The organism is Salmonella sp. 32070601201500089SM, assembly GCF_017573605.1.
Lineage (GTDB): Bacteria > Pseudomonadota > Gammaproteobacteria > Enterobacterales > Enterobacteriaceae > Salmonella > Salmonella enterica.
This window is the reverse complement of record NZ_JAGETK010000002.1, coordinates 43,245-66,690: the sequence shown is the minus strand read 5'-3', so window position 1 is coordinate 66,690 and position 23,446 is coordinate 43,245. Positions and strand designations below refer to the sequence as shown.

The 23,446-nt window shown below is 54.4% G+C and carries 22 protein-coding genes and 2 pseudogenes; 13 read left to right on the top strand and 11 right to left on the bottom strand.

From position 1 onward, the window contains the following. Nucleotides 1–36 precede the first annotated feature (36 nt). Nucleotides 37–1,506: a tetratricopeptide repeat protein gene (locus J4728_RS03795; protein WP_208211228.1), complete on the bottom strand. Its 1,470-nt coding sequence runs from the start codon at nucleotides 1,504–1,506 to the stop codon at nucleotides 37–39. Nucleotides 1,507–1,517: 11 nt separating this feature from the next. Next, nucleotides 1,518–3,029 carry a tetratricopeptide repeat protein gene (locus J4728_RS03790; RefSeq protein WP_208211225.1) on the bottom strand — a complete coding sequence of 504 codons (1,512 nt, stop codon included), beginning with the start codon at nucleotides 3,027–3,029 and terminating at the stop codon, nucleotides 1,518–1,520. Between the two features lie 174 nt (nucleotides 3,030–3,203). On the opposite strand from J4728_RS03790, the pseudogene J4728_RS23805 reads away from it, so the two are divergent. Next, nucleotides 3,204–3,335, top strand: a pseudogene (locus J4728_RS23805) (IS5/IS1182 family transposase); the annotation flags it as partial. A 230-nt stretch (nucleotides 3,336–3,565) separates the two neighbouring features. After that, nucleotides 3,566–4,930, top strand: a complete 1,365-nt coding sequence (locus tag J4728_RS03785; RefSeq protein ID WP_001000938.1) for an MFS transporter — start codon at nucleotides 3,566–3,568, stop codon at nucleotides 4,928–4,930. Nucleotides 4,931–4,976: 46 nt separating this feature from the next. Here the strand turns inward: J4728_RS03785 and J4728_RS03780 are convergent, their stop codons facing one another. Further along, nucleotides 4,977–5,468, bottom strand: coding sequence for a YajQ family cyclic di-GMP-binding protein (locus tag J4728_RS03780; RefSeq protein WP_001138913.1), 492 nt, complete (start codon nucleotides 5,466–5,468; stop codon nucleotides 4,977–4,979). Between the two features lie 125 nt (nucleotides 5,469–5,593). Between J4728_RS03780 and panE the strand changes: the two genes are divergently transcribed. Together panE and yajL are read left to right on the top strand one after the other, a co-directional pair. After that, nucleotides 5,594–6,505, top strand: a complete 912-nt coding sequence (gene panE / locus J4728_RS03775; RefSeq protein WP_208211223.1) for a 2-dehydropantoate 2-reductase — start codon at nucleotides 5,594–5,596, stop codon at nucleotides 6,503–6,505. Then, complete coding sequence (yajL, locus tag J4728_RS03770) at nucleotides 6,468–7,058, top strand: protein deglycase YajL (protein WP_208211221.1); 591 nt, start codon at nucleotides 6,468–6,470, stop codon at nucleotides 7,056–7,058. Before panE ends, yajL begins: the two co-directional genes overlap by 38 nt. Nucleotides 7,059–7,154: 96 nt before the next feature. Here the strand turns inward: yajL and phnX are convergent, their stop codons facing one another. Both phnX and phnW read right to left on the bottom strand, forming a co-directional pair. Next, entirely contained in the window at nucleotides 7,155–7,964 is an 810-nt protein-coding gene (gene phnX, locus J4728_RS03765; RefSeq protein WP_001530701.1) for a phosphonoacetaldehyde hydrolase, read from the bottom strand. A gap of 9 nt (nucleotides 7,965–7,973) precedes the next feature. Next, the gene (gene phnW / locus J4728_RS03760) at nucleotides 7,974–9,077 is read right to left on the bottom strand and encodes a 2-aminoethylphosphonate--pyruvate transaminase (RefSeq protein ID WP_208211219.1); all 1,104 of its coding nucleotides are present in this window, start codon (nucleotides 9,075–9,077) and stop codon (nucleotides 7,974–7,976) included. A 139-nt stretch (nucleotides 9,078–9,216) separates the two neighbouring features. On the opposite strand from phnW, the gene phnR reads away from it, so the two are divergent. The 5 genes and pseudogenes from phnR (at nucleotide 9,217) to phnV (ending at nucleotide 13,925) form a co-directional block, all read left to right on the top strand. Beyond that, the gene (phnR, locus tag J4728_RS03755; protein WP_000836268.1) at nucleotides 9,217–9,936 is read left to right on the top strand and encodes a phosphonate utilization transcriptional regulator PhnR; all 720 of its coding nucleotides are present in this window, start codon (nucleotides 9,217–9,219) and stop codon (nucleotides 9,934–9,936) included. Nucleotides 9,937–10,133: 197 nt separating this feature from the next. Further along, nucleotides 10,134–11,147: pseudogene (gene phnS / locus J4728_RS03750) on the top strand (2-aminoethylphosphonate ABC transporter substrate-binding protein). A 5-nt stretch (nucleotides 11,148–11,152) separates the two neighbouring features. Next, nucleotides 11,153–12,262 (top strand): 2-aminoethylphosphonate ABC transport system ATP-binding subunit PhnT, encoded by a 1,110-nt coding sequence (gene phnT / locus J4728_RS03745; protein WP_000928787.1) that lies wholly within the window; start codon nucleotides 11,153–11,155, stop codon nucleotides 12,260–12,262. A 2-nt stretch (nucleotides 12,263–12,264) separates the two neighbouring features. After that, nucleotides 12,265–13,125, top strand: a complete 861-nt coding sequence (gene phnU / locus J4728_RS03740) for a 2-aminoethylphosphonate ABC transporter permease subunit (protein ID WP_000052713.1) — start codon at nucleotides 12,265–12,267, stop codon at nucleotides 13,123–13,125. Nucleotides 13,126–13,127: 2 nt separating this feature from the next. Next, the gene (phnV, locus tag J4728_RS03735; protein ID WP_208211217.1) at nucleotides 13,128–13,925 is read left to right on the top strand and encodes a 2-aminoethylphosphonate ABC transport system, membrane component PhnV; all 798 of its coding nucleotides are present in this window, start codon (nucleotides 13,128–13,130) and stop codon (nucleotides 13,923–13,925) included. A 43-nt stretch (nucleotides 13,926–13,968) separates the two neighbouring features. Here the strand turns inward: phnV and thiI are convergent, their stop codons facing one another. Continuing rightward, nucleotides 13,969–15,417: a tRNA uracil 4-sulfurtransferase ThiI gene (gene thiI, locus J4728_RS03730; RefSeq protein WP_000668652.1), complete on the bottom strand. Its 1,449-nt coding sequence runs from the start codon at nucleotides 15,415–15,417 to the stop codon at nucleotides 13,969–13,971. Between the two features lie 209 nt (nucleotides 15,418–15,626). Between thiI and xseB the strand changes: the two genes are divergently transcribed. Genes xseB through J4728_RS03710 form a run of 4 tightly spaced genes read left to right on the top strand, consistent with a single transcriptional unit; the run spans nucleotide 15,627 to nucleotide 19,686 of the window. Continuing rightward, entirely contained in the window at nucleotides 15,627–15,869 is a 243-nt protein-coding gene (xseB, locus tag J4728_RS03725; RefSeq protein WP_001124944.1) for an exodeoxyribonuclease VII small subunit, read from the top strand. After that, on the top strand, nucleotides 15,870–16,769 hold the full coding sequence (gene ispA / locus J4728_RS03720; protein WP_000348076.1) for a (2E,6E)-farnesyl diphosphate synthase: 900 nt from the start codon (nucleotides 15,870–15,872) through the stop codon (nucleotides 16,767–16,769). Between the two features lie 23 nt (nucleotides 16,770–16,792). Then, nucleotides 16,793–18,655: a 1-deoxy-D-xylulose-5-phosphate synthase gene (gene dxs / locus J4728_RS03715; protein WP_000006782.1), complete on the top strand. Its 1,863-nt coding sequence runs from the start codon at nucleotides 16,793–16,795 to the stop codon at nucleotides 18,653–18,655. A gap of 56 nt (nucleotides 18,656–18,711) precedes the next feature. Further along, complete coding sequence (locus J4728_RS03710; protein WP_203438052.1) at nucleotides 18,712–19,686, top strand: aldo/keto reductase; 975 nt, start codon at nucleotides 18,712–18,714, stop codon at nucleotides 19,684–19,686. 103 nt (nucleotides 19,687–19,789) lie between these two features. On the opposite strand, the gene pgpA is transcribed toward J4728_RS03710, so the two are convergent. From pgpA to ribD, 5 genes are all read right to left on the bottom strand, one after another. After that, nucleotides 19,790–20,305, bottom strand: a complete 516-nt coding sequence (pgpA, locus tag J4728_RS03705; RefSeq protein ID WP_000154063.1) for a phosphatidylglycerophosphatase A — start codon at nucleotides 20,303–20,305, stop codon at nucleotides 19,790–19,792. Further along, nucleotides 20,283–21,263 carry a thiamine-phosphate kinase gene (thiL, locus tag J4728_RS03700; protein ID WP_000752134.1) on the bottom strand — a complete coding sequence of 327 codons (981 nt, stop codon included), beginning with the start codon at nucleotides 21,261–21,263 and terminating at the stop codon, nucleotides 20,283–20,285. Before thiL ends, pgpA begins: the two co-directional genes overlap by 23 nt. Before the next feature lie 78 nt (nucleotides 21,264–21,341). Continuing rightward, on the bottom strand, nucleotides 21,342–21,761 hold the full coding sequence (gene nusB, locus J4728_RS03695) for a transcription antitermination factor NusB (RefSeq protein ID WP_000801129.1): 420 nt from the start codon (nucleotides 21,759–21,761) through the stop codon (nucleotides 21,342–21,344). Nucleotides 21,762–21,781: 20 nt separating this feature from the next. Continuing rightward, nucleotides 21,782–22,252: a 6,7-dimethyl-8-ribityllumazine synthase gene (gene ribE, locus J4728_RS03690; protein WP_001021372.1), complete on the bottom strand. Its 471-nt coding sequence runs from the start codon at nucleotides 22,250–22,252 to the stop codon at nucleotides 21,782–21,784. 88 nt (nucleotides 22,253–22,340) lie between these two features. Then, entirely contained in the window at nucleotides 22,341–23,444 is a 1,104-nt protein-coding gene (gene ribD, locus J4728_RS03685; protein ID WP_001150216.1) for a bifunctional diaminohydroxyphosphoribosylaminopyrimidine deaminase/5-amino-6-(5-phosphoribosylamino)uracil reductase RibD, read from the bottom strand. Nucleotides 23,445–23,446: the final 2 nt, after the last annotated feature.

Genomic DNA, 23,446 nt, shown 5'->3' with positions numbered 1-23,446 from the left:
GCGTATCGCTTGATACGCCATTATTTTCGCTCGCAGTTACAGAAAAACGCCTGCCTTAAGCATATCCATCTCTTTACCGTTAACCATTCCCGTCACAGCAGTCACGCTATAGCTATCAACATCGCAAAATTCCGGCTGATAGACAGGTTGTAATGTCGATTCACGGAGCGTATCAGACTTATACCCTTGTAAATTGCGGTTCTGCGTATTTAGCCCAAAAGGCTCAAATGCGATAACCTGCTGTGACATCGCCCCGGCCTTATTTTTCAGCGCCAGTGAGACGCGTAAATTCTCTATACTGCTGATTCTGTCCGTTTTGACGACAAACTCCAGCTCGCATGCATAGCCGCTGCCCTGGCTCGCACCGAAAACACGATCACGATTGAAGGTTAACTTCGGCAAATTCTTTTCACGCATTGCCACAGCTTCAGCGCGGGCCTGTCGGTCTTTTTCGCAGGTCACCTGAAAATGGGGATCGTCTGCAAAACTTGTTCGCCCCTGAGCAAACAACTCCGCTGCCTTCCGGCAATCCGTGTCGACAAACTGACCGTTGGTATACATCCAGGCAAGATAGTTTAAAGCGCGAGACTTGCCCATCTTCGCCGCCCGTTCAAAGAATTCAAATGCCCGAGCGTAATCAAGCGGAACCTGCGTCCCGGAGTAATAGATCTCACCAAGATTTATGAGCGCATCGGCATTACCCTGCGCAGCCGCCAACTCGTACCACTGCACCCCCTTCTGCAGATCGCGCTTAATCACTCGTTTTCCATTCAAGTAGAAGTAACCGAGTATATTCTGCGCATCAGCCTGGCCCAATTCAGCAGCCTTGCGGAACCATTGCAACGAACGCGCCTCTTTATCGTCGACCTCAACAAAACCAGAGTCATAGAGGCTACCAACGATAAAGTTAAGTTCAGGGTCTCTCTCCTGCGCCCACAGCTCCGCAAGGTGCAGGATATCCTCCTTTGAATAACCCAGGCGCGTGATGAGCGCGGCCATCGCGCTCCCGCCGCTGGCATACTGGCGTAATGTTTCAATAAACCGGGAACGCTGAGTAATATCGCTTTCCGCGGCTTGCTTTGCCGTATCTATTTCGTCGGCTATCAGGCGCGTCACCGTCTGCGCATCAGTATCGGTGTCTGCTTTACTGGTTTTATCCGCAAGCTCTTTTGCCAAAACGTCATCCTGCATCACCCCCAGGCCATGCAGATAAAAATAACGAGCGTTGTAGCAGCCATAGGGTTCTTCAACATGACAAGCCTGCTCATAATACTTGATAGCCTGTATCGTATCTTTCGGCACAGTAACGCCGTACTCATAAATAAAGCCCAGCTCTGCCAGCGCTTGGGCGTTATTATCTTTGGCTAACGCTTTTAGCTCATTTAGCGCCTGAATATCTTTCTGCGCAATACGGCTATACAACGCGTCAATATCATCACCTGCCTGGCATACCGATGCGAAAGAAAGCCCAAGCAGAAGCAAAAGATTCCATTTCCGTTTTATCATTTTTCATTCCCTTATTCTTTATCTAAAAAGCGCACACTGTCAGCTTTCAGTAAATCGACATTCTTACCGTTAATCGTTGCCGTAGCGGATTTCAGCGTAAAATGGATATCGCCGATCCCGTGACAAAAAGCTTGCGTATACAGCGGGAGATCGTATGGGGTAACGAGAGGATCAACATCATGATTTTGCATATCTATCCCCAGAGTATTCAAACCGAATGGCGGAATCATTAACGTTTCCTCAGTTGCCATTCCATCATCATTTTTCAGCTCAAGCGTAATATGCAAATTCGCCATGTTACGGATTTTATCTGTGCCAATCTGAAAAATTAGTGCGCATTCTTTCGGCTTAGCCGTTATCCCGCGAGAGAAAATACTTTCTTTTTTTAGGGTTACTTTGGGTAAAGCATCCGCGTTGTTTTTTCGACCCTGAATATCCGCTGCGCATTTACTTAAAAATATTTTTTCCTCAACCTTCTTACCTACATATCGAGATGCTTTCTTGTAATACGACCAGGCTTTATCACAATCAGGTGCAGTACCTAAACCGTTATAATACATCCAACTCAACGGCATCGTTGAGCGCGAATTAGTACCATCATTTTCAACCTGCGTAAATAATGCCAGCGCTTTAGCGTAATCAGTGCGCCCTGTTGCGCCAGAATAATAGATTTTACCTAGCGCAATCTGTGCATCGCTGTCACCCTGCTCAGCCGCCTGTCCATACCATTTTTGTGCTTCCTGAATGTCTGGCTTAATCCCCCACTCATCGCCCTCTCCCCCCGAATAAATACCCCCCAAGAGAGATTGGGCCTCAACGACGCCTTTTTCCGCGGCGGCGCGAAACCATTTCAACGAGGCCGGCCTGGCCTTATAAGGCTCATCCACATAATGATCAGAGAAATCATTAAGGGTGAGTAACCCCAGTTGATAATCCATTTGTGGATCGCCGTCCTGCACCCATAGCGTAGCAAGGCGGAACGTTTTTTCCTGATTAAATCCGATACGACTAAAAAAAAGCGCATCGCTCTCTGGCCTATTATTTAGAAGATTAAATAGTGCATTAATAAATTCTGGTCGCTGCGATTTATCCGTATCGGCCAATACTTTTGCCGCGTAAATTTCTTGCGAAAACTTATCGATATACTCTTGCTCAATCAATAAATTATCCAGATTCATTTTTTTAGCATACTTATTGGCCTGAGCACTATCTTTCGCCACTCCGTCGCCATACTGATAAGCATACTTCACATTATAGCAACCATAGTTACCGCCAAGTTCACAGGCCTGCTTGTAATACTGCAACGCCCGTTCGCGATTCATCGGTACACCAATACCGTATTCATGGATAAACCCCAGTTCATCCAGAACCGAAGCTCTTTTTTCCACAGGCAAAGCATCAAGATCCTTCTGGGTAAGCGCAGCATATTTTACATCATCTTTACCGTTGTTCTCTGAAGCATTCACCTGGCTAACAAATAAAATACCCGCTAAAATACATAATGATAAATATTTAATTTCCATAACAAATTCACTCCTTGAATAATATAATAAATGCGACTGCTGACGAATCTTCTGCCTGATAAACGCGCGCCATCACGCAGAAAGTTTGCTATCAGTCTCGGCGTTGTTGAATAAATCAAATTTTCAGAAGATGGGCGGATCTGATCATTGCCATCGTTTCAGAATCGGGTTCCTATGGCAAAGCAAAAGTTTAAAATCACCCACCGGCCAGCCACACTCAGGCAGCGCGGTTCGCTGACAGTCTGGCTTGACGAGTTCTGCTATTGCAACATGGAGCAACAGCGCACACCGCCTGAAGGCCGTGGCTAACCGCTACACTATACTGATACGGCTCAGATAGCCACTACAGCTCAAGGAGATCGGAATATGAATGAGCACAAGGCTATGCTGACTCTCCCGATCGCCCCTATCGTGTTAACAATTTATCTCTTTTTTAGCTCAACTGTTTCAAAAACATAATATTTGCTAATTAACCCTCTATTTACCCGGCACACTCCCCGCACTACACTACTCCCAGCTTTTATACAGAGGTGGCAATGAACGATTATAAAATGACGCCAGGGGAGCTGCGCGCCACATGGGGTTTAGGGACCGTCTTTTCGTTGCGTATGCTGGGCATGTTTATGGTTCTACCAGTACTGACCACATACGGTATGGCGCTACAGGGCGCCAGCGAAGCATTAATCGGCATTGCGATCGGCATTTACGGGCTGGCGCAGGCTATCTTTCAAATTCCCTTTGGGCTGCTGTCCGACCGCATTGGCCGTAAACCGCTGATTGTCGGCGGACTGGCGGTATTTGTCGCGGGTAGCGTCATTGCCGCGCTCTCCCACTCAATCTGGGGCATTATTCTGGGGCGAGCGCTACAAGGGTCCGGCGCTATTGCCGCCGCCGTCATGGCGCTCCTGTCTGACCTCACCCGCGAGCAAAACCGCACCAAAGCGATGGCGTTTATCGGCGTCAGCTTTGGTATCACCTTCGCGATTGCGATGGTATTAGGGCCGATCGTTACCCATAGTCTGGGATTGAACGCGTTGTTCTGGATGATCGCCGCCCTCGCCACTCTGGGCATTCTTCTGACGATCTGGGTGGTTCCCAACAGTACTAACCATGTGCTGAATCGCGAATCCGGGATGGTCAAAGGCAGCTTCAGTAAAGTGCTGGCGGAGCCGAGGCTGCTCAAGCTCAATTTCGGCATTATGTGTCTGCATATTTTATTGATGTCCACCTTTGTCGCCCTGCCCGGCCAGCTTGCCGATGCCGGTTTCCCTGCCGCCGAACACTGGAAGGTGTATCTGGCAACCATGGTGATCGCCTTTGCCGCCGTCGTGCCTTTTATTATCTATGCTGAAGTCAAACGGCGGATGAAGCAGGTATTCCTGTTCTGCGTGGGGCTCATTGTCGTCGCAGAAATCGTGTTGTGGGGAGCGGGCCAACATTTCTGGGAGCTGGTGATTGGCGTACAACTCTTTTTCCTCGCCTTTAATCTGATGGAGGCGCTGCTGCCTTCGCTTATTAGCAAAGAGTCGCCCGCGGGGTATAAAGGAACGGCGATGGGCGTCTATTCTACCAGTCAATTTCTTGGCGTGGCGCTTGGCGGCTCGCTGGGCGGCTGGATAGACGGCACGTTTGATGGGCAAACCGTTTTCCTTGCCGGGGCCGTACTGGCGATGGTATGGCTGGCGGTGGCAAGTACCATGAAAGAGCCGCCCTATGTCAGCAGCCTGCGCGTGGAAATTCCAGCGGATATCGTTGCTGACGACAGACTAAAACAGCGACTGTTGGCAATGAAAGGCGTAAGCGAAGCGCTGATCGTGGCGGAAGAGCATTCCGCTTACGTCAAAATCGACAGCAAAGTGACCAATCGCTTTGAAGTTGAACAGCTTATCAGCAAAGGATGAATACTGCATTGCCGGATGGCGGCGAGGCTCTATCCGGCATAACAACTTAATCGCGGAAGTTTTTGAACTGGAACGGCTGGCCTAAATCGCCGCCGCGTACCAGCGCCATTACCGATTGCAGATCGTCACGTGATTTTCCCGTCACGCGAATCTCTTCCCCCTGAATTTGCGCCTGCACCTTCAGTTTGCTGTCTTTAATCAGCTTGACGATTTTCTTCTGCACGGCGCTTTCAATGCCCTGCTTCAGCTTCGCTTCCACATACCAGGTTTTACCGCTATGCACGAACTCGTCCGGTACATCCAGCGAAGCGCCTTCAATACCGCGTTTAAGCAGCTTGGCGCGCAGAATATCGAGCAACTGATTGACCTGGAAATCAGACTCGCTCAGCACCTTGATGGTTTTATTGGCATCGTTCAGTTCAATAGTCGCCTCTACGCCACGAAAGTCAAAACGAGACTCAACCTCGCGAACCGCGTTATCCACGCCGTTACGCGCTTCCTGCAGATCAACTTCAGAAACAATATCGAAAGATGGCATCTTTTCTTCTCCCTTCATTTTCGTTGCGTTGCATAATACCTGCAACGAGGCTTAACGAGAAGCTTAGCTGATGACGCTATAATTAGCGCCATAACACCTGGCGCTGTTGCAGGTGAGGAGGAACAATGAAAATTACTGTACTGGGATGCGGAGCCTTAGGACAACTTTGGCTTTCGGCACTGTGCAAACATGGACATGACGTACAGGGCTGGCTACGGGTGCCACAACCTTATTGCAGCGTAAATCTGATCGATACCGATGGTTCCTTTTTCAACGAATCACTGACGGCAAACGATCCGGATTTTTTGGCGAAGAGCGAACTGTTGTTAGTCACGCTGAAAGCGTGGCAGGTTTCCGACGCAGTACGAACCCTGGCGTCAACCCTACCGGTGACGTCGCCTATCCTGCTCATTCATAATGGAATGGGAACCATAGAAGAACTGCAAAATATCCAACAGCCGATGTTGATGGGGACTATCACCCATGCTGCGCGCCGCGACGGTAATATCATTATTCATGTCGCTAACGGTACTACGCATATTGGCCCGGCACGCGAGCAAGACGGCGATTACAGTTATCTCGCCGATATCCTGCAGGGGGCACTGCCCGATGTCGCCTGGCATAACAATATCCGCGCAGAGATGTGGCGCAAACTGGCGGTCAACTGTGTTATCAACCCGCTCACCGCGCTTTGGAACTGCCCGAACGGCGAGCTGCGCCATCATCCTGATGAAATCAACGCAATTTGCGAAGAGGTCGCCGCCGTGATTGAACGTGAAGGCTACCACACATCGGCAGACGATTTACGCTATTATGTTGAGCAAGTGATTGACAGTACGGCAGAAAACATCTCATCCATGTTGCAGGACGTGCGTGCCATGCGCCATACCGAAATTGACTACATCACCGGTTATTTACTCAAGCGCGCCCGTGTGCACGGTCTCGCCGTTCCGGAAAATAGCCGCCTGTTTGAAATGGTAAAGCGAAAGGAGAGTGAGTATGAACGCTCAGGCACTGGTATGCCTCGCCCCTGGTAGTGAAGAGACCGAAGCGGTCACCACTATCGATCTGCTGGTTCGCGGCGGAATCCACGTCACTACCGCCAGCGTCGCCAGCGATGGCAACCTGACGATTGTCTGCTCGCGCGGTGTAAAGCTACTGGCGGATGCGCCGCTGGTTGAAGTTGCCGACGGCGATTATGACATCATCGTGTTGCCCGGCGGAATTAAAGGCGCCGAGTGCTTTCGCGACAGCCCGCTGCTGGTCGAAACCGTAAAACAGTTTCACCGCTCCGGGCGCATTGTCGCAGCCATTTGCGCCGCAGCCGCCACAGTGCTCGTGCCGCACGATATCTTCCCTATCGGCAATATGACCGGTTTTCCGGCGCTGAAAGATAAGATCCCCGCCGAACAGTGGCTGGATAAGCGTGTGGTGTGGGATGCGCGGGTAAAATTATTAACCAGCCAGGGACCGGGTACCGCTATCGATTTTGGTTTGAAAATCATCGACCTGTTGGCTGGTCGTGAAAAAGCGCATGAAGTGGCTTCGCAACTGGTGATGGCGGCGGGGATTTATAACTACTACGAATAAGAATGATTGCCGGATGGCGGCGTAAACACCTTATCCGGCCTACAAAACGGTACAGTCTGTAGGCCGAATAAGCGACAGCGCCATCCGGCAGTTATTTTACGGGCGTTCGCCCTGCGCCAGACGCGCATTAATATGCGCAATCACCCCAGGTAAATCCGCCAGTGAATCCACCACGTAATGCGCCCCGGCGGCGTACAGCTTGCTGGCCGCGTGCTCGCGGCGGACCGCAACGTCCTCTTTCGACATTGTCTGATAGGCGTCCCATGTTGCGCCGAATTCGTTACCCGATACCGCCAGCCCCACCGTCCACATCCCCGCGTTAAGCCCCTCGCTAATGCCCGGCGCGGCATCATCTACCTTCACACAGTGCGCGACCGCATCAATGCCCAGCGCAATCACGTTTTGCAGCGCCATCCACGGCCCCGGGCGACCACCCGCGGCCAGGTCGTCCGTTGCCACCCAATGATCCGGACGATAGCCATGCTCGGCAGCGGCGGGAACCAGGCGCTCCATCACCGCTCGTGGGTAACCGGAGCAGGAGCCTATCTTAATGCCCTCGGCTCGTAGCGCCGCGATCGTGTCGATAACTCCGGCAATAGGAGAAGAAAAATCGACAACTTTAGCAATCTGTAACGGCATGAAGGCAGCGTAGATGGCATCAATATCTGCTGCGCTCATGGAGCGGCCAAACTTTGCCTGCCAGCGCGCGTCAACAGCAGGTAATTTTCCCAGCGCTTCAATGTGTTGCCATTTACCCAGCCCCATTGGCACGCGTGCTTCGGCGAGGGTGATCTCCACATCAAATGCCTGACGGAACGCCTCGACGAAAATTTGCGTCGGCGCGAAGGAGCCAAAATCGACGGTGGTGCCCGCCCAGTCGAGAATAACAGCGTGAATACGGTTCATCATGGTTCCTTATTTCGTCCAGTACATGGCGGTACGAATGGCGGTCAGCAGGGCAGTGATATCGGCGGCATATACTTCGCCAATGTTGCCGATGCGAAAGCAGTCGCTTTGCGACACTTTGCCTGGATAGATCACAAAGCCCCGCTCTTTGAGGCGGCGATAAAATTCGCTAAAGCGATACTGCGGGTCTTCCGGTGAATAAAAGGCGGTGATAATGGGCGAATGAAGTTCGTCATCCAGCAGCGTGTTCAAGCCCAGCGCCCGCATTCCGGCCACCAGGCTGCGCTGATTTTGCTGATAGCGTTGATGACGTGCCGCTACGCCACCTTCTTTCGCCAGCTCTTTCAGCGCCTGGGCAAACGCCAGGACGGTATGAGTGGGCGAAGTAAAACGCCATTTGCCGTGGTTATCCTCCATGCAGCGCCACTGGGCGTAGAGATCTAACGACAGCGAGCGGGAACGCCCTTTGCACGCGGCCAGTTTTTGCTCGCGGGCAATCACGAAGGCAAAACCCGGCACGCCCTGAATGCATTTATTGGCGGAGCTGATCAGATAGTCGATGTGTAATGTTGCAATATCCATGGGGATGCCGCCGAAGCTGCTCATGGCGTCAACGATGTAGGTTTTGCCATAGCGATGCGCCAGAGCGCCCACCTCATCAATGGGGTTGAGCATCCCGGTGGTCGTTTCGCTATGCACCATGGCGATATGGCTGATCGTCGGGTCGGCGTTGAGGATCGCGTCGATCGCCTGCACGTCCGGGCGCGCAACTTCGCCGCAGTCGTAAGCGTGATGGGCGATACCCATAAGGCCGGCCATCTCGACCATTCGTGCGCCGTATGCACCGTTGCTGACGATCAGCACCTTATCCTGCGGCCCCAATGCGCTGCCCAGTACGGCTTCCACAGCATAGCTGCCGCTGCCTTGCAGCAGTACGGAGGTGTAGCCTTCGGAGGCCGTTGCCAGTGCGATTAGCTGCTGGCGGATCTGTTCCACCACGCCGATATTGTAATCATCATCCCAGGTACAGCTATCGAACAACATCGCTTCTTTCACGGTACGAGAGGTGGTGAGCGGGCCAGGAGTCAGCAGCAGATAGTTACGCGAAGTCATGTTATTTACCTTTGGTCTATACCAGATTGCATTTATCATGACGATCTTTGCCGCGACGGGTCAAAGAGAAAATCGCGCTGCAACAAAAAATTCATCTCTGCTTGTATAATGGCGGCAGGCAAAACGGAAGCGAGTAAGCATGAAATCTATCCCGGGCGATATCCCGCAGTACCTGTTGATCAAGGCACAGCTTCAGGCGCGTATTCAGAGCGGTGCGTTGAAAAGCGGTGATAAACTGCCCTCTGAACGCGAACTGTGCGCGATCTTCAACACCACGCGCATTACTATTCGCGAAAGCCTGGCGCAGCTGGAGTCCAGTGGGCTTATCTGGCGCGCCGATCGTCGCGGTTGGTTCGTTACGCCGGAACGCCTGTGGCTGGATCCGACCCAGAACACCAACTTCCATAAGCTTTGCCGCGAGCAGGGGCGGGAGCCAAAAACCGCGCTACTGAGCGGCGTGTTAACCACCGTGCCTGTCGAGGTCATGGAGCCCCTCCAGCTCCAGCCGTTTGATCAAATCTATCTGCTGACCCGTCTGCGTTACGCCGATGGCCGCGCCGTGTGCTACTGCGAAAACCATTGTTTGCCCGCCCGCGTGCCTGAGCTGCTGCAGTACGATCTCAACGGCAGCCTGACCGAGGTATACGAGTCGCACTACAACCTCGTCTATACCAGCATGCATCTGTCGTTCTACCCCACCGCCATGCCTGCGCAGGCCGCACAGGCGCTGGGCGTTATGGAAGGGCGCCCGGCGCTGTTGCTGCGCCGTCTGAACTACGATCAACACGGGCGAGTGCTGGATCTGGATATCGAATACTGGCGTCACGACAGCCTGCGCATTGAGGTAGATACCCACTAGCGGGTGCGCCGGATGTTGGCTGCGGGCCTTATCCGGCCTGTCAATCGTATCGTCTCACGGCTATCCGGATAAGCGCAGCATCCTCCGGCGTGGACTGATTTATTTCTCTTTCATCGTTTTGTCATATAAGCCGTTTAGCGTAAAAAGCAAACCTGGTATAGGCCAGAAAATGCAACGTACGCTATGAGGCTATTACGATGAAACTTTCCCGACTTGCTCTGCTGTCTGTCTTCGCTCTCGCCAGCGCCCCGTCATGGGCGGAATCGGTGGTCACGGTGTACTCCATCGACGGGCTGCACGATGGCGATAACAGCTGGTACCAGGTGCAGTTTGACGCGTTCACCAAAGCGACCGGCATTACCGTACGCTATGTTGAAGGCGGTGGTGGCGTGGTAGTGGAACGTCTGGCAAAAGAGCGCACGAATCCACAGGCCGACGTGCTGGTAACCGCGCCGCCATTCATTCAGCGCGCCGCCGCCGAAAAGCTGCTGGCGAACTTTAACACCGACGCCGCATCGGCTATCCCCGATGCCAACAACCTTTATTCGCCGCTGGTAAAGAACTATCTGAGCTTTATCTACAACAGCAAGCTGCTGAAAACTGCCCCGGCGAGCTGGCAGGATCTGCTTGACGGTAAATTCAAAAATAAACTCCAGTATTCCACGCCAGGTCAGGCCGCTGACGGCACGGCGGTGATGCTGCAGGCTTTCCACAGCTTCGGCAGTAAAGATGCCGGTTTTGCGTATCTCGGCAAGCTGCAGGCCAATAACGTCGGGCCATCTGCCTCTACCGGCAAGCTAACCGCGCTGGTTAATAAAGGTGAAATCTACGTCGCTAACGGCGACCTGCAAATGAACCTCGCGCAGATGGAACGTAACCCGAACGTGAAAATCTTCTGGCCGGCCAACGACAAAGGCGAGCGCAGCGCGCTGGCCATCCCTTATGTCATTGGCCTGGTCTAGGGGGCGCCGCAGAGTGAAAATGGTAAAAAGCTGATTAACTTCCTGCTGAGTAAAGAAGCGCAGACTCGCGTCAGCGAACTCTCCTGGGGAATGCCGGTACGCAGCGACGTGACGCCGAGCGACGAACATTACAAGGCCGCCACTGCCGCGTTGGAAGGCGTGCAGAGCTGGCAGCCAAATTGGGATGACGTAGCCGTTTCGCTGTCGGCAGATATTAGCCGTTGGCACAAAGTGACCGAAAGCGAGTAAGCCTGATGCTGATGAAAACGACCGCCGTTCACGCCCCTGCATCGCAGGGGACATCGGGGATAGTCCTCGACTCGCTGCGCGTTGCGTATCACGGCAACGTGGTGCTTAAACCGCTCTCTTTGACGATTGAACCTGGCGAAGTGCTGGCGCTGATTGGCCCATCAGGATCTGGAAAAACGACGGTGCTGCGTGCGGTTGCGGGCTTTGTGCAACCTGCAGGCGGTCGTATTCTGATTGGCGATACGGACGTCACCCATCTGCCACCCTATAAACGCGGGTTGGCGATGGTGGTGCAGAACTACGCCTTGTTCCCGCATCTGAAAGTGGAAGACAACGTCGCTTTTGGCCTGCGTGCGCAGAAGCAGCCAAAGGCGCTAATTAATGAGCGTGTAACGCAGGCGCTGAAAACGGTTGGCATGAGTGATTACGCCGCCCGTTATCCGCATCAACTTTCCGGCGGCCAGCAGCAACGCGTGGCCATCGCCCGCGCGATTGCCGTGCGCCCGCGCGTGCTGTTGCTGGATGAACCACTGTCAGCGCTGGACGCACAGATTCGTCATAATATGGTGGAAGAAATCGCCCGTCTTCACCGTGAGCTGCCGGAACTCACTATTCTCTACGTCACCCACGATCAAACGGAAGCGCTCACTCTGGCCGATAAAATCGGCATTATGAAGGATGGCTCGCTGATTGCTCACGGCGAAACCCGCGCGCTATATCAGCATCCGCCCAATCGTTTTGCCGCCGAATTCTTAGGTCGCGCCAATATTCTCTCCGCCATCGCGCTGGGGATAACGGAGGCTCCGGGGCTGGTGGACGTCAGCTGCGGCGGTGCGGTGATTCGCGCGTTCAGCCGGGGCAGCCACCACGGTTACAACAAACTGCTGTGCATTCGTCCTCAGCACCTCAGCCTGACGCCGCGTTCGGCCTACAGCAACCGCTTCAACGCCACACTGCAATCGGTGCACTGGCAGGGCGATTTAACCCATCTGCTGTGTGACGTTGCTGGCGAAACGGTGCGGATGGTGTTGACGCATGTCAATCCGCTGCCGCGCGTGGGCGACAAGCTGGCGCTGTGGTTCGAACCGGATGATGCGGTCCTGATTGAGGTATAACCATGTCACTCATTTTACCTCTGGAAAAACCGGCGCTTAACCTACGCCCACTGCTGTGGCTGCTGCTCCCGTTGCTGGTGCTGGCGACGCTGTTTTTCTGGCCTCTGTCGCTCATCGTTGAACAGGCGCTACGCGGTGCCAATGGCGAGATCGGGCTCGAGACCTTCCGGCAGGTGGTCGACTCGAAACGCTTTGTCGGCGCGTTGCTGAACACGTTGCAAATCGCCTTTTTCGCCACCGCCGGTTGCCTGCTGCTGGGCAGCGTGATGTCGCTGATTCTGGTGTTTATTCCTTTCCCCGGCAGCGAGTTGATTGGTCGGGTCGTCGATACTTTTATTGCGCTGCCGACCTTCCTGATTACGCTGGCGTTCACCTTTATTTATGGGTCAGCGGGTCTGCTCAACGGTGCGCTGATGAGCCTGTTTGCCTTTGAGCTACCGCCGGTGGATTTTCTCTACTCGATGCAGGGCGTCATTCTGGCGGAGATCACGGTGTTCACTCCGCTGGTGATGCGGCCACTGATGGCCGCGCTGCGGCAAATTGATAAAAGCCAGCTAGAGGCAGCCAGTATTCTGGGGGCGCACCCGTTACGGGTGATTGGGCAGGTGATTTTCCCGGCGGCGCTACCGGCGCTGATGGCTGGTGGCAGCCTGTGCCTACTGTTGACCACTAACGAGTTCGGCATCGTACTGTTTATTGGCGCGAAAGGGGTTAACACCCTGCCGATGATGGTTTACAGCAAAGCGATTCTGGAGTCCGACTATACGGTCGCCTGCATGATTGCGTTGATTAACATTGTCTTGTCGCTGGGGCTGTTCTCCCTCTATCGCCTGGCGGCATCGCGTACCGGCGTAAGGAGCTAGCCATGCTAATTTGGTCACCTAAAGGACGCGCAGCGGCGGGCGTTGTGGCTAGCGTACTGTTTATCGTGTTCTTTTTCCTGCCGCTGGCGGTGATTCTGATGTCCAGCCTTAGCCAGCAGTGGAACGGTATTCTGCCGAGTGGCTTCACGCTGAACCACTTTGTTAACGCTCTGCACGGTGCGGCATGGGATGCCCTACTTGCCAGCCTCACGATTGGCTTTTGCGCCAGCCTGTTTGCGCTGCTTTGCGGCGTTTGGGCGGCGCTGGCGCTGCGTCAATATGGGGTGAAAACGCAGAAGTGGTTAAGTATGGTGTTCTATCTGCCGAGTGCGATTCCGTCAGTGTCCGTGGGTCTGGGCATTCTGGTTGCTTTCAGCCAGGGGCCATTGCAAATGAACGGCACCCTATGGATTGTGCTGACAGCGCACTTTGTGCTGATTTCCGCCTTTACCTTCAGTAACGTGTCGACCGGACTGGCGCGCATTTCCGCCGATATTGAAAACGTCGCGTCGAGTCTGGGGGCATCGCCCTGGTATCGTCTGCGTCACGTGACGTTGCCGTTATTGATGCCGTGGATGGTGTCAGCGCTGGCGCTGAGTTTATCGCTCTCCATGGGGGAGTTGGGCGCGACGATGATGATTTATCCACCGGGCTGGACGACGCTGCCGGTAGCTATCTTTAGCCTGACCGACCGTGGAAATATTGCCGACGGCGCGGCGCTGACTATTGTGCTGGTGGCCATTACGCTGCTGCTGATGATGAGGCTGGAGCGCATTGCAAAACGGTTGGGGCAGAAATAAAACGGTAGGCCGGGTAGGACATAGCCGCCACCCGGCAAAGGAATTACGGACGATACACTTTCACGTTTTCAAAGCCCTGCTCGCGCAGATAGAGCGCCTGCAGGCGGCTCATTACCCCGCGTTCGCACCACAGCAGCCAGGTTTTGCTCTGATCGAGGTCGCCAAATTTAGTGCTCAGCTTGTAGAACGGCAGCGAAACGACGTCCACACCTTCCACTTTCAGCGGCTTGTCATCCTGCTCATCCACAGAACGGATATCCAGAATCACGTCGTTCGGGCCGAAACCGCTCACGGTTTCTACTTCCACCACCTCCTGCTGGGTCTGCTGGGCGATTTCACGAATATCGACGTTGTTCGCTTCTTCTACCACCTTATCGAGAATACTGAAGTCGAAATTTTCTTCTTCGGCTTCAATTTTCGCTTTAATGGCTTTCACCGTCGGACTTTTTGAAATCACGCCACAGTATTCCGGCATCGTACGGGCAAAATCTTCCGTACCAATCTGGCGCGCCAGGTTGATAATGTGCTCTTTATCGTAAGAGATCAGCGGGCGCAGGATCAGCGTGTCAGACACGTTATCGATCAAGCGCAAGTTGGTTAGCGTCTGGCTGGACACCTGGCCCAGCGCTTCGCCGGTCACCAGCGCCTGTACGCCGTAACGTTCCGCCACTTTCGACGCCGCGCGTACCATCATACGTTTGAGCACCACGCCCATCTGGCCGTCGTCGACTTTCTCCAGAATCTCGCCGACCACTGGTTCAAAGTTAATCGCCACAAAACGCACGCGATGGGAGCTGCCAAAGCGGTTCCACAGGTAATGCGCCACCTGGCGAACGCCGATTTCATGCGCCGCGCCGCCAAGGTTAAAGAAGCAGTAGTGTACGCGACAGCCGCGACGCATCAGCATATAGCTGGAGACGCCGGAGTCAAAACCGCCGGAGATCAGCGACAGCACATCTTCCTGGGTGCCAATCGGGAAACCGCCAATACCTTCATAACGCCCTTTGATCAGCAGCAGGCGATCATCTTCCACTTCCAGATGCACCGTCACATCCGGGTTAGTGAGCTTCACGCGCGCCGATTCAATATGCTGATTTAATCCGCCGCCAACATAGCGCTCCACTTCAATGGAGCTAAACTCATGCTTACCGCGACGTTTTACGCGCACGCAGAAGGTTTTGCCTTCAAGCTGTTCGCGATACTGCGCCAACGCTTTCTCGAAAATGTCGTGCATATCGGTGAACGGCACATCTTCGACTTCAAGAATATGGTGAATCCCCGGAATGCGGGTCAGCGCGTCGCGAATCGCCAGACGCTGGTTTTCATCTTTGGCGCGAACTTCAATGTTATCCCAGTGACGGACAACCGCGAGGGTCTCATCGTAGTGCTTTAAAACGTTACGGATGTTCCCGGTTAAAATTTTTATAAAGCGCAAACGCACAGATTGGCTTTTGATAGTGATTTCCGGGAACAATTTAATGATAAACTTCATGGCGGCAATGGTTCTTTAGCAAGCAATCTAAGGCTTGTCGTGGAGAAATAGTACAGCAGCCCATACCTACGGCTGCATCCAGGCGCGGAAGTATATCACTATCACGGACATCTTGCGCATTTCCCCTTACCATTGCGCGTTATTTGCTTATCAGTGTGAGTCCGTTACCATAGACTTGTGCTGCCATTACAGAGAGTCAAACAGTCATCATGCCGAAGAAAAATGAGGCGCCCGCCAGCTTTGAAACTGCGCTGAGCGAGCTGGAACATATTGTTACCCGCCTGGAAAGCGGCGATTTGCCGCTGGAAGACGCGCTGAATGAATTCGAGCGCGGCGTACAACTGGCGCGTCAGGGGCAGGCAAAACTGCAGCAGGCGGAACAGCGCGTGCAAATTTTGCTGTCTGATAATGAAGAGGCTTCACCTGAGCCTTTTATCGCGGATAATGAGTAAATGGACTTTACGCAGCAGCTACAGGCTTGCGTAACGCAAGCGAATCAGGCGCTGAGCCGTTTTATCGCGCCACTGCCCTTTCAGAACACTCCCGTGGTCGAAGCCATGCAGTATGGCGCATTATTAGGCGGTAAACGCCTGCGGCCATTTCTGGTTTACGCCACCGGTCAAATGTTTGGCGTCAGTACGGCAACGCTGGATGCGCCAGCTGCGGCGGTCGAATGCATTCATGCCTATTCGCTGATCCATGACGACCTGCCAGCAATGGACGATGACGATTTGCGTCGCGGCCTGCCGACTTGCCATATTAAATTTGGCGAAGCCAACGCAATCCTGGCGGGAGACGCGTTGCAAACGCTGGCGTTTGCCATTATCAGCGACGCGCCGATGCCGGAAGTCACCGATCGCGATCGTATCGCGATGATCGCCGAACTGGCGAACGCCAGCGGCATCGCCGGTATGTGCGGCGGTCAGGCATTGGATCTGGCGGCAGAAGGCCAGCGGATCACTCTGGACGCGCTGGAACGCATTCATCGCCATAAGACCGGCGCGCTCATTCGCGCCGCCGTTAGACTTGGCGCGTTGAGCGCGGGCGATAAAGGACGGAATACTCTGCCGATACTTGACCGCTATGCAGAGAGTATCGGCCTTGCCTTCCAGGTTCAGGATGACATTCTGGATGTGGTGGGCGATACTGCAACGTTAGGTAAACGTCAGGGCGCAGACCAGCAGCTTGGCAAAAGTACCTACCCTGCACTTCTGGGTCTTGAGCAAGCCCGGAATAAAGCCCGGGACCTGATAGAGGACGCCCGTCAGTCGTTACATCAGCTGGCCGCGCAATCACTGGACACCTCGGCACTGGAAGCGCTAGCGAACTACATAATCCAGCGTGATAAATAAACCCCATATCCAATGAGCTTGCGATGAGTTTTGATATAGCCAAATACCCTACCCTGGCATTGGTCGACTCCACCCAGGAGTTACGACTGTTACCGAAAGAGAGTCTGCCGAAACTCTGCGACGAGCTACGCCGCTACTTACTCGACAGCGTAAGCCGTTCCAGCGGGCACTTCGCTTCCGGGCTGGGCACGGTAGAACTTACCGTGGCGCTGCATTATGTCTACAACACCCCGTTTGACCAGCTAATCTGGGATGTTGGTCACCAGGCTTATCCACATAAAATCCTTACCGGTCGTCGCGACAAAATCGGCACCATTCGCCAGAAAGGCGGTCTGCACCCGTTCCCGTGGCGCGGAGAAAGCGAATACGATGTGCTGAGCGTTGGGCATTCCTCCACCTCCATCAGCGCCGGTATCGGTATTGCCGTGGCGGCGGAGAAAGAAGGCAAAGATCGCCGCACCGTCTGTGTGATTGGCGACGGCGCCATCACCGCCGGTATGGCGTTTGAAGCAATGAATCACGCAGGCGATATCCGACCCGACATGCTGGTCATTCTGAACGACAATGAAATGTCGATTTCGGAAAACGTCGGCGCGCTCAACAACCATCTGGCGCAGCTACTTTCCGGTAAGCTTTACTCTTCTCTGCGCGAAGGCGGAAAAAAAGTCTTCTCCGGCGTACCGCCAATTAAAGAGCTGCTCAAGCGTACCGAAGAACATATTAAAGGCATGGTTGTGCCGGGAACACTGTTCGAAGAGCTGGGCTTTAACTACATCGGGCCGGTCGATGGTCACGATGTCATGGGGCTTATCAGCACATTGAAGAACATGCGTGACCTGAAAGGCCCGCAGTTCCTGCATATCATGACCAAGAAAGGCCGCGGTTATGAGCCCGCGGAAAAAGATCCGATCACTTTCCATGCGGTGCCTAAATTTGATCCTTCCAGCGGATGTTTGCCGAAAAGCAGCGGCGGTCTGCCAGGTTATTCAAAAATCTTCGGTGACTGGCTGTGTGAAACCGCCGCCAAAGACAGCAAGCTGATGGCGATCACCCCGGCAATGCGCGAAGGTTCCGGCATGGTGGAATTTTCACGTAAATTCCCGGATCGCTATTTTGACGTCGCCATCGCCGAGCAACATGCCGTCACCTTCGCCGCAGGTCTGGCGATTGGCGGCTATAAGCCCGTCGTGGCGATCTACTCTACTTTCCTGCAACGCGCCTACGATCAGGTCATCCATGACGTCGCTATCCAGAAACTGCCGGTCATGTTCGCCATCGATCGCGCCGGTATCGTTGGCGCGGATGGGCAAACGCACCAGGGCGCGTTCGATCTCTCCTATCTGCGCTGCATCCCGGATATGGTGATCATGACGCCAAGCGACGAGAACGAATGTCGCCAGATGTTATTTACCGGGTATCACTATAACGACGGCCCGACGGCAGTACGTTATCCACGCGGTAATGCGCAGGGCGTGGCGCTAACCCCGCTGGAAAAACTGCCTATTGGTAAAGGCGTTGTGAAGCGTCATGGCGAAAAACTGGCGATTCTGAACTTTGGCACCTTAATACCAGAGGCGGCGAAAGTCGCCGAAGCGTTGAACGCCACGCTGGTCGACATGCGCTTTGTTAAACCGCTGGACGACACGTTAATTCTGGAGATGGCCGCGCAGCATGACGCGCTGGTGACGCTGGAAGAAAACGCCATTATGGGCGGCGCTGGCAGCGGCGTAAACGAAGTGCTAATGGCCCATCGTAAACCTGTACCTGTGCTGAATATCGGTCTTCCGGATTTCTTTATCCCGCAAGGAACGCAGGAAGAAGCCCGCGCGGAACTGGGGCTCGACGCTGCAGGCATTGAAGCCAAAATCAAGGCCTGGCTGGCATAATCCCCTCTTTGCTCCTGCTATGCTTGAAGAGTGACGGGTATAACAGGAGCGGAGTCATGCAATACAACACGTTAGGAAATACAGATCTTCGGGTGTCCCGCCTTTGTCTGGGCTGCATGACATTCGGCGAGCCAAGTCGCGGCAATCACGCCTGGACGCTTCCCGAAGAGAGCAGCCGTCCCATCATCAAGCGCGCCCTTGAGGGCGGCATTAACTTTTTTGATACCGCCAACAGCTACTCCGACGGCAGCAGCGAAGAGATTGTTGGTCGTGCGCTGCGTGATTTCGCCCGGCGCGACGAAGTGGTGGTAGCGACGAAAGTCTTCCATCGCGTCGGCGATCTGCCGGAAGGATTGTCCCGCGCGCAAATCCTGCGCTCTATTGACGATAGCCTCACCCGTCTGGGAATGGAGTATGTCGATATCCTGCAAATCCACCGCTGGGATTACACCACGCCGATAGAAGAAACTCTGGAAGCGCTAAACGACGTGGTGAAGGCGGGTAAAGCCCGCTATATCGGCGCTTCCTCAATGCACGCCTCACAATTTGCCCAAGCGCTGGCGCTACAAAAACAACACGGCTGGGCGCCGTTTGTCACTATGCAGGATCACTATAACCTGATCTACCGTGAGGAAGAGCGTGAGATGCTACCGCTGTGCTGGCAGGAAGGGGTCGCCGTGATTCCGTGGAGTCCGCTGGCGCGCGGGCGCTTAACTCGCCCCTGGGGAGAAACCACGGCCCGGCTGGCCTCGGATGACGTGGGTAAAAATTTATACGATGAAAGCGATAAAAATGATGCGCAAATAGCGGAACAGCTGGCTGGCGTCAGCGAGGCGCTTGGCGCAACGCGGGCGCAGGTTGCGCTGGCCTGGCTGCTCAGCAAACGAGGCGTCGCCGCGCCGATTATCGGCGCTTCGCGTGAAGAACAGTTAGATGAGTTGCTGAATGCCGTTGATTTAACGCTCAAACCGGAGCAGATTGCCGAACTCGAAACGCCGTACAAACAGCATCCGGTAGTGGGATTTAAATAATCTGCCATTGCCCGATGGCGCGGCGCTTATCGGGCCTGCGAAATCGACATATTGTTCAGGGGCAGGCCGGATAAGGCGTTTATGCCGCCATCCGGCAAACCCTTTAAATAATACCGAGCGGCCAGTGATGACCGATAAAATACAGTATGCCAGCGGATATCACCCCGGCGACGATATCATCGATCATAATCCCCATGCCGCCGTGCACGTTGCGATCAAACCAACGGATCGGCCAGGGTTTCCACATATCCAGAATGCGGAAAATAACGAACCCGGCAGCCACCCACTGCCAGTCCGTCGTCGGCAACGCCATTAGCGTTATCCACATACCGATAAATTCATCCCAGACAATACTGCCGTGGTCGTGTACGCCCATATCTTTCGCCGTCTGATGGCAAAGATAAACGCCAATGCAGATCCCAAACATCACGACCAGCGAATAAAGCTGCCACGGCAGAAACGTCATCAAATACCAGAAGGGGATCGCCGCCAGCGAGCCCATCGTGCCCGGCACCACGGGGCTCAGCCCGCTGCCAAAGCCGGTAGCGAGCAGGTGCCACGGATTGCGCAAATTCAGGCGACTTTTCGCAACATCTTTATGGCGTGGCAAAATGGTCATATCCTTTCCAGTCAAAAGTGACAGGTTCTCCGTCACGCACAAAGGCGATCCCTTCGATATCCGCCGTCATTTGCCCGATACAGGTAAACGGCACGCCCAGATGACCAAGCGCGACATCCAGCGCGCCACGGTTCAGCTCCGGGACGGTAAAGCACAGTTCATAATCTTCGCCGCCGGATAACATCCAGCGAAGCTTTTGTTCGGGATCATTGGCATGTCCCCACAGTTCTTCGGAGTCAGGCAGCGCCTCCAAATCGATTCGCGCGCCGCAGTTGCTGGCTTGCAGAATGTGACCAAGATCGGAGATCAAACCGTCGGAAAGATCGATCGCTGAACTGGCGAGATCGCGTAGCGCCTGCCCTTGTAAAATACGCGGCGTCGGGCGCAGATGGCGTTTGACCAGATAGTCGGCATCCCCCCAGCTTCCCACGCGAAAATCACCCCGTAGAATCGCCAGCCCGGCAGCGCTATCGCCCAACGTGCCAGTAACATAAATCCAGTCGCCCGGTTTTGCGCCAGAACGTTTCAACGCCCGACCGACTGGCACAAGGCCATGAATACCTAGCGTCATCGACAGCGGGCCGCGCGTGGTATCGCCGCCAATGAGCTGCATGTCGTAGTAATCCAGTTGTTCAAACAGGCTGTCGCTGAACGCGGCAAGCCACGCCTCATCGACGTCAGGAAGCGTGAGCGCCAGCGTTAACCATGCCGGATCGGCGCCCATCGCCGCCAGATCGCTTAAATTCACCGCCAGCGCTTTATACGCCAGATCGGCAGGATCGATATCGGGTAAGAAATGGATGCCCGCCACCAGCGTATCGGTACTGATCGCCAGGGTCTGCTTTTCAGGAATATTCAGGAGCGCGCAATCGTCGCCAATACCGGTTTCAACATCAAGACGAGAGCTTCTTACACGGTCAAAATAACGGGCAATCAGGGAAAACTCGCCACATGCCATACGTTATGCCTCAGCAGAAAAAAAGAAAAGGCCGGAGACGGCGGGTATCGATCGCCCGCTATCTTTCCGGCCTGTGAATCACTTTTTGTTGGGACGAATCACCGGAGCTGCTTTATCCAGTACGCCGTTGACGAATTTGTGGCTGTCTTCAGCGCCAAAGGTTTTCGCCAGTTCAATCGCTTCGTTGATGGCCACTTTATAAGGCACATCGCTGCGTTTTGACAGCTCAAACAACGCAATACGCAGCACGGCTTTTTCAACCTGTCCCAGCTCTTCAAGCAAACGGGACAGATACGGTTTCATTAAACCATCCAGGTACGCGCTGTTAGTCGCCACCCCGGATAGCAGTTCACGGAAATAGAGAACGTCGACGTCTTTTACGTCCTGTTCCGCCAGGAACTGGTATTCAACATCAGCGATGTCGTTCTGGGACAACTGCCAGGAGTAAAGCGCCTGGACGGCACACTCACGGGCGCGGCGACGAGCAGCAGGTTTCACGGAATTCCCCTTACAAAAAATCAGGCCTTAATGGCTTTCAATACATTAATCATTTCAAGCGCGGTCAGCGCAGCTTCTGCGCCTTTATTACCGGCTTTTGTACCAGCACGTTCGATGGCTTGTTCAATACTCTCGGTGGTCAGAACACCAAAGGCTACCGGCACGCCGCTGTCCTGGGCAACGCTTGCCAGGCCATTGCTGGCGCCGCCTGCCACATATTCAAAGTGCGCAGTCCCCCCGCGAATCACGGTTCCCAGCGCAACCACGGCGTCGTATTTACCGCTTTTCGCCAGCGCTTCGGTCGCCAGCGGCAGTTCATAGGCGCCAGGCACCCACACTACGGTAATATTATCATCTTTTACCTGACCAATACGCGTCAGGGCATCAACCGCGCCATCCAGCAGGCTGTCGTTGATAAACTGATTGAAACGCGCAATAGTGATGGCGACACGAGCGTCAGGGGCTGCAACGTTAGCTTTAATAATGTTCATATTCTCTCTTCCAGGGTTCATTTGGCCCCGCAGGGGGGCGGATTTTATCATAATAATTTGAGCGCTGCTCCCCTTTCGACGGGAGAACTCATGCGCTCACCATATGCAGGCAAACATCCGGGCCGACATGACGTATTTCGCTGAAGGTAAATTGCGGCGCGTCGGCGAGCTTCTCAAGCCCCGGCAATTCGCATAATCCCCGCGCCTGGGTTCCCAACAATTTAGGCGCGACATAGACAATCAGTTCATCCACCAGCCCAGCTTGCAGCAACGCGCCTGCCAGTCCCGGTCCGGCTTCAACCCATATGCTATTAATCTGCTGCCTGCCTAACTGCATCATCAGTACAACCAGATCCAAATGTCCGTTGTGCGCCGGCACGCTGATAGTACGAACCGCATCGGGCCACGCGCGGCTATCTTCCTGGGTACGCGCAATCCACGTTTCGCCAGGCTGCTGCACAATACGATGCGCAGGCGTTACCCGGTTTTGGCTGTCGATAACAATTCGCACCGGCTGGCGCAGATTTTCCTGCGGGTAAGACGCCTGCGTAGAGGCATCTAACTCCGCCCAACGCACCGTCAAGGCCGGATCGTCAGCCAATACCGTCGCGCTACTGGTTAAGATAGCGTGGCTTTGCGCACGCAAGCGCTGAACGTCGCGCCGGGCCTGCGGCGAGGTGATCCACTGGCTTTCGCCGCTGGCCATCGCCGTCCGTCCATCCACGGAGGCGCCCAGTTTAAGCTGAAGATAAGGGAATCCGGTACGCATCCGCTTGAGGAAGCCTTTATTGAGCGCCTCCGCTTCACTCATCATTAACCCGTGGCTGACCGCAATACCCGCCTGTTGCAGGCGATACAGCCCACGCCCGGCGACCTGTGGGTTCGGGTCCTGCATCGCGGCGACCACGCGCGCGACGCCGGCCGCAATCAGCGCATCGCAACATGGCGGCGTTCGCCCATGATGGCTACAGGGTTCAAGCGTGACATAGGCGGTTGCGCCTTTGGCTTTTGCGCCCGCCATCCGCAGCGCATGAACCTCGGCGTGCGGCTCTCCGGCGCGATGGTGATAACCTTCGCCGACGATGTCGCCATTGTTAACAATGACACAGCCGACATTAGGGTTCGGGTGAGTGGTGAAACGTCCACGCTGCGCCAGTTTGAGCGCTCGCGCCATGTAAAACTCATCCTGCATGG

Excerpts from the sequence above, each read along its gene's own strand:
- dxs (WP_000006782.1), top strand. The coding sequence starts at position 16,793 with ATGAGTTTTGATATAGCCAAATACCCTACCCTGGCATTGGTCGACTCC.
- phnU (WP_000052713.1), top strand. The coding sequence starts at position 12,265 with ATGTCACTCATTTTACCTCTGGAAAAACCGGCGCTTAACCTACGCCCA.
- J4728_RS03790 (WP_208211225.1), bottom strand. The coding sequence starts at position 3,029 with ATGGAAATTAAATATTTATCATTATGTATTTTAGCGGGTATTTTATTT.
- phnW (WP_208211219.1), bottom strand. The coding sequence starts at position 9,077 with ATGACTTCGCGTAACTATCTGCTGCTGACTCCTGGCCCGCTCACCACC.
- J4728_RS03785 (WP_001000938.1), top strand. The coding sequence starts at position 3,566 with ATGAACGATTATAAAATGACGCCAGGGGAGCTGCGCGCCACATGGGGT.
- J4728_RS03795 (WP_208211228.1), bottom strand. The coding sequence starts at position 1,506 with ATGATAAAACGGAAATGGAATCTTTTGCTTCTGCTTGGGCTTTCTTTC.
- thiI (WP_000668652.1), bottom strand. The coding sequence starts at position 15,417 with ATGAAGTTTATCATTAAATTGTTCCCGGAAATCACTATCAAAAGCCAA.
- yajL (WP_208211221.1), top strand. The coding sequence starts at position 6,468 with ATGAACGCTCAGGCACTGGTATGCCTCGCCCCTGGTAGTGAAGAGACC.
- ispA (WP_000348076.1), top strand. The coding sequence starts at position 15,870 with ATGGACTTTACGCAGCAGCTACAGGCTTGCGTAACGCAAGCGAATCAG.
- thiL (WP_000752134.1), bottom strand. The coding sequence starts at position 21,263 with ATGGCATGTGGCGAGTTTTCCCTGATTGCCCGTTATTTTGACCGTGTA.
- xseB (WP_001124944.1), top strand. The coding sequence starts at position 15,627 with ATGCCGAAGAAAAATGAGGCGCCCGCCAGCTTTGAAACTGCGCTGAGC.
- phnR (WP_000836268.1), top strand. The coding sequence starts at position 9,217 with ATGAAATCTATCCCGGGCGATATCCCGCAGTACCTGTTGATCAAGGCA.
- phnT (WP_000928787.1), top strand. The coding sequence starts at position 11,153 with ATGCTGATGAAAACGACCGCCGTTCACGCCCCTGCATCGCAGGGGACA.
- J4728_RS03710 (WP_203438052.1), top strand. The coding sequence starts at position 18,712 with ATGCAATACAACACGTTAGGAAATACAGATCTTCGGGTGTCCCGCCTT.
- ribE (WP_001021372.1), bottom strand. The coding sequence starts at position 22,252 with ATGAACATTATTAAAGCTAACGTTGCAGCCCCTGACGCTCGTGTCGCC.
- ribD (WP_001150216.1), bottom strand. The coding sequence starts at position 23,444 with ATGCAGGATGAGTTTTACATGGCGCGAGCGCTCAAACTGGCGCAGCGT.
- pgpA (WP_000154063.1), bottom strand. The coding sequence starts at position 20,305 with ATGACCATTTTGCCACGCCATAAAGATGTTGCGAAAAGTCGCCTGAAT.
- panE (WP_208211223.1), top strand. The coding sequence starts at position 5,594 with ATGAAAATTACTGTACTGGGATGCGGAGCCTTAGGACAACTTTGGCTT.
- phnX (WP_001530701.1), bottom strand. The coding sequence starts at position 7,964 with ATGAACCGTATTCACGCTGTTATTCTCGACTGGGCGGGCACCACCGTC.
- J4728_RS03780 (WP_001138913.1), bottom strand. The coding sequence starts at position 5,468 with ATGCCATCTTTCGATATTGTTTCTGAAGTTGATCTGCAGGAAGCGCGT.
- phnV (WP_208211217.1), top strand. The coding sequence starts at position 13,128 with ATGCTAATTTGGTCACCTAAAGGACGCGCAGCGGCGGGCGTTGTGGCT.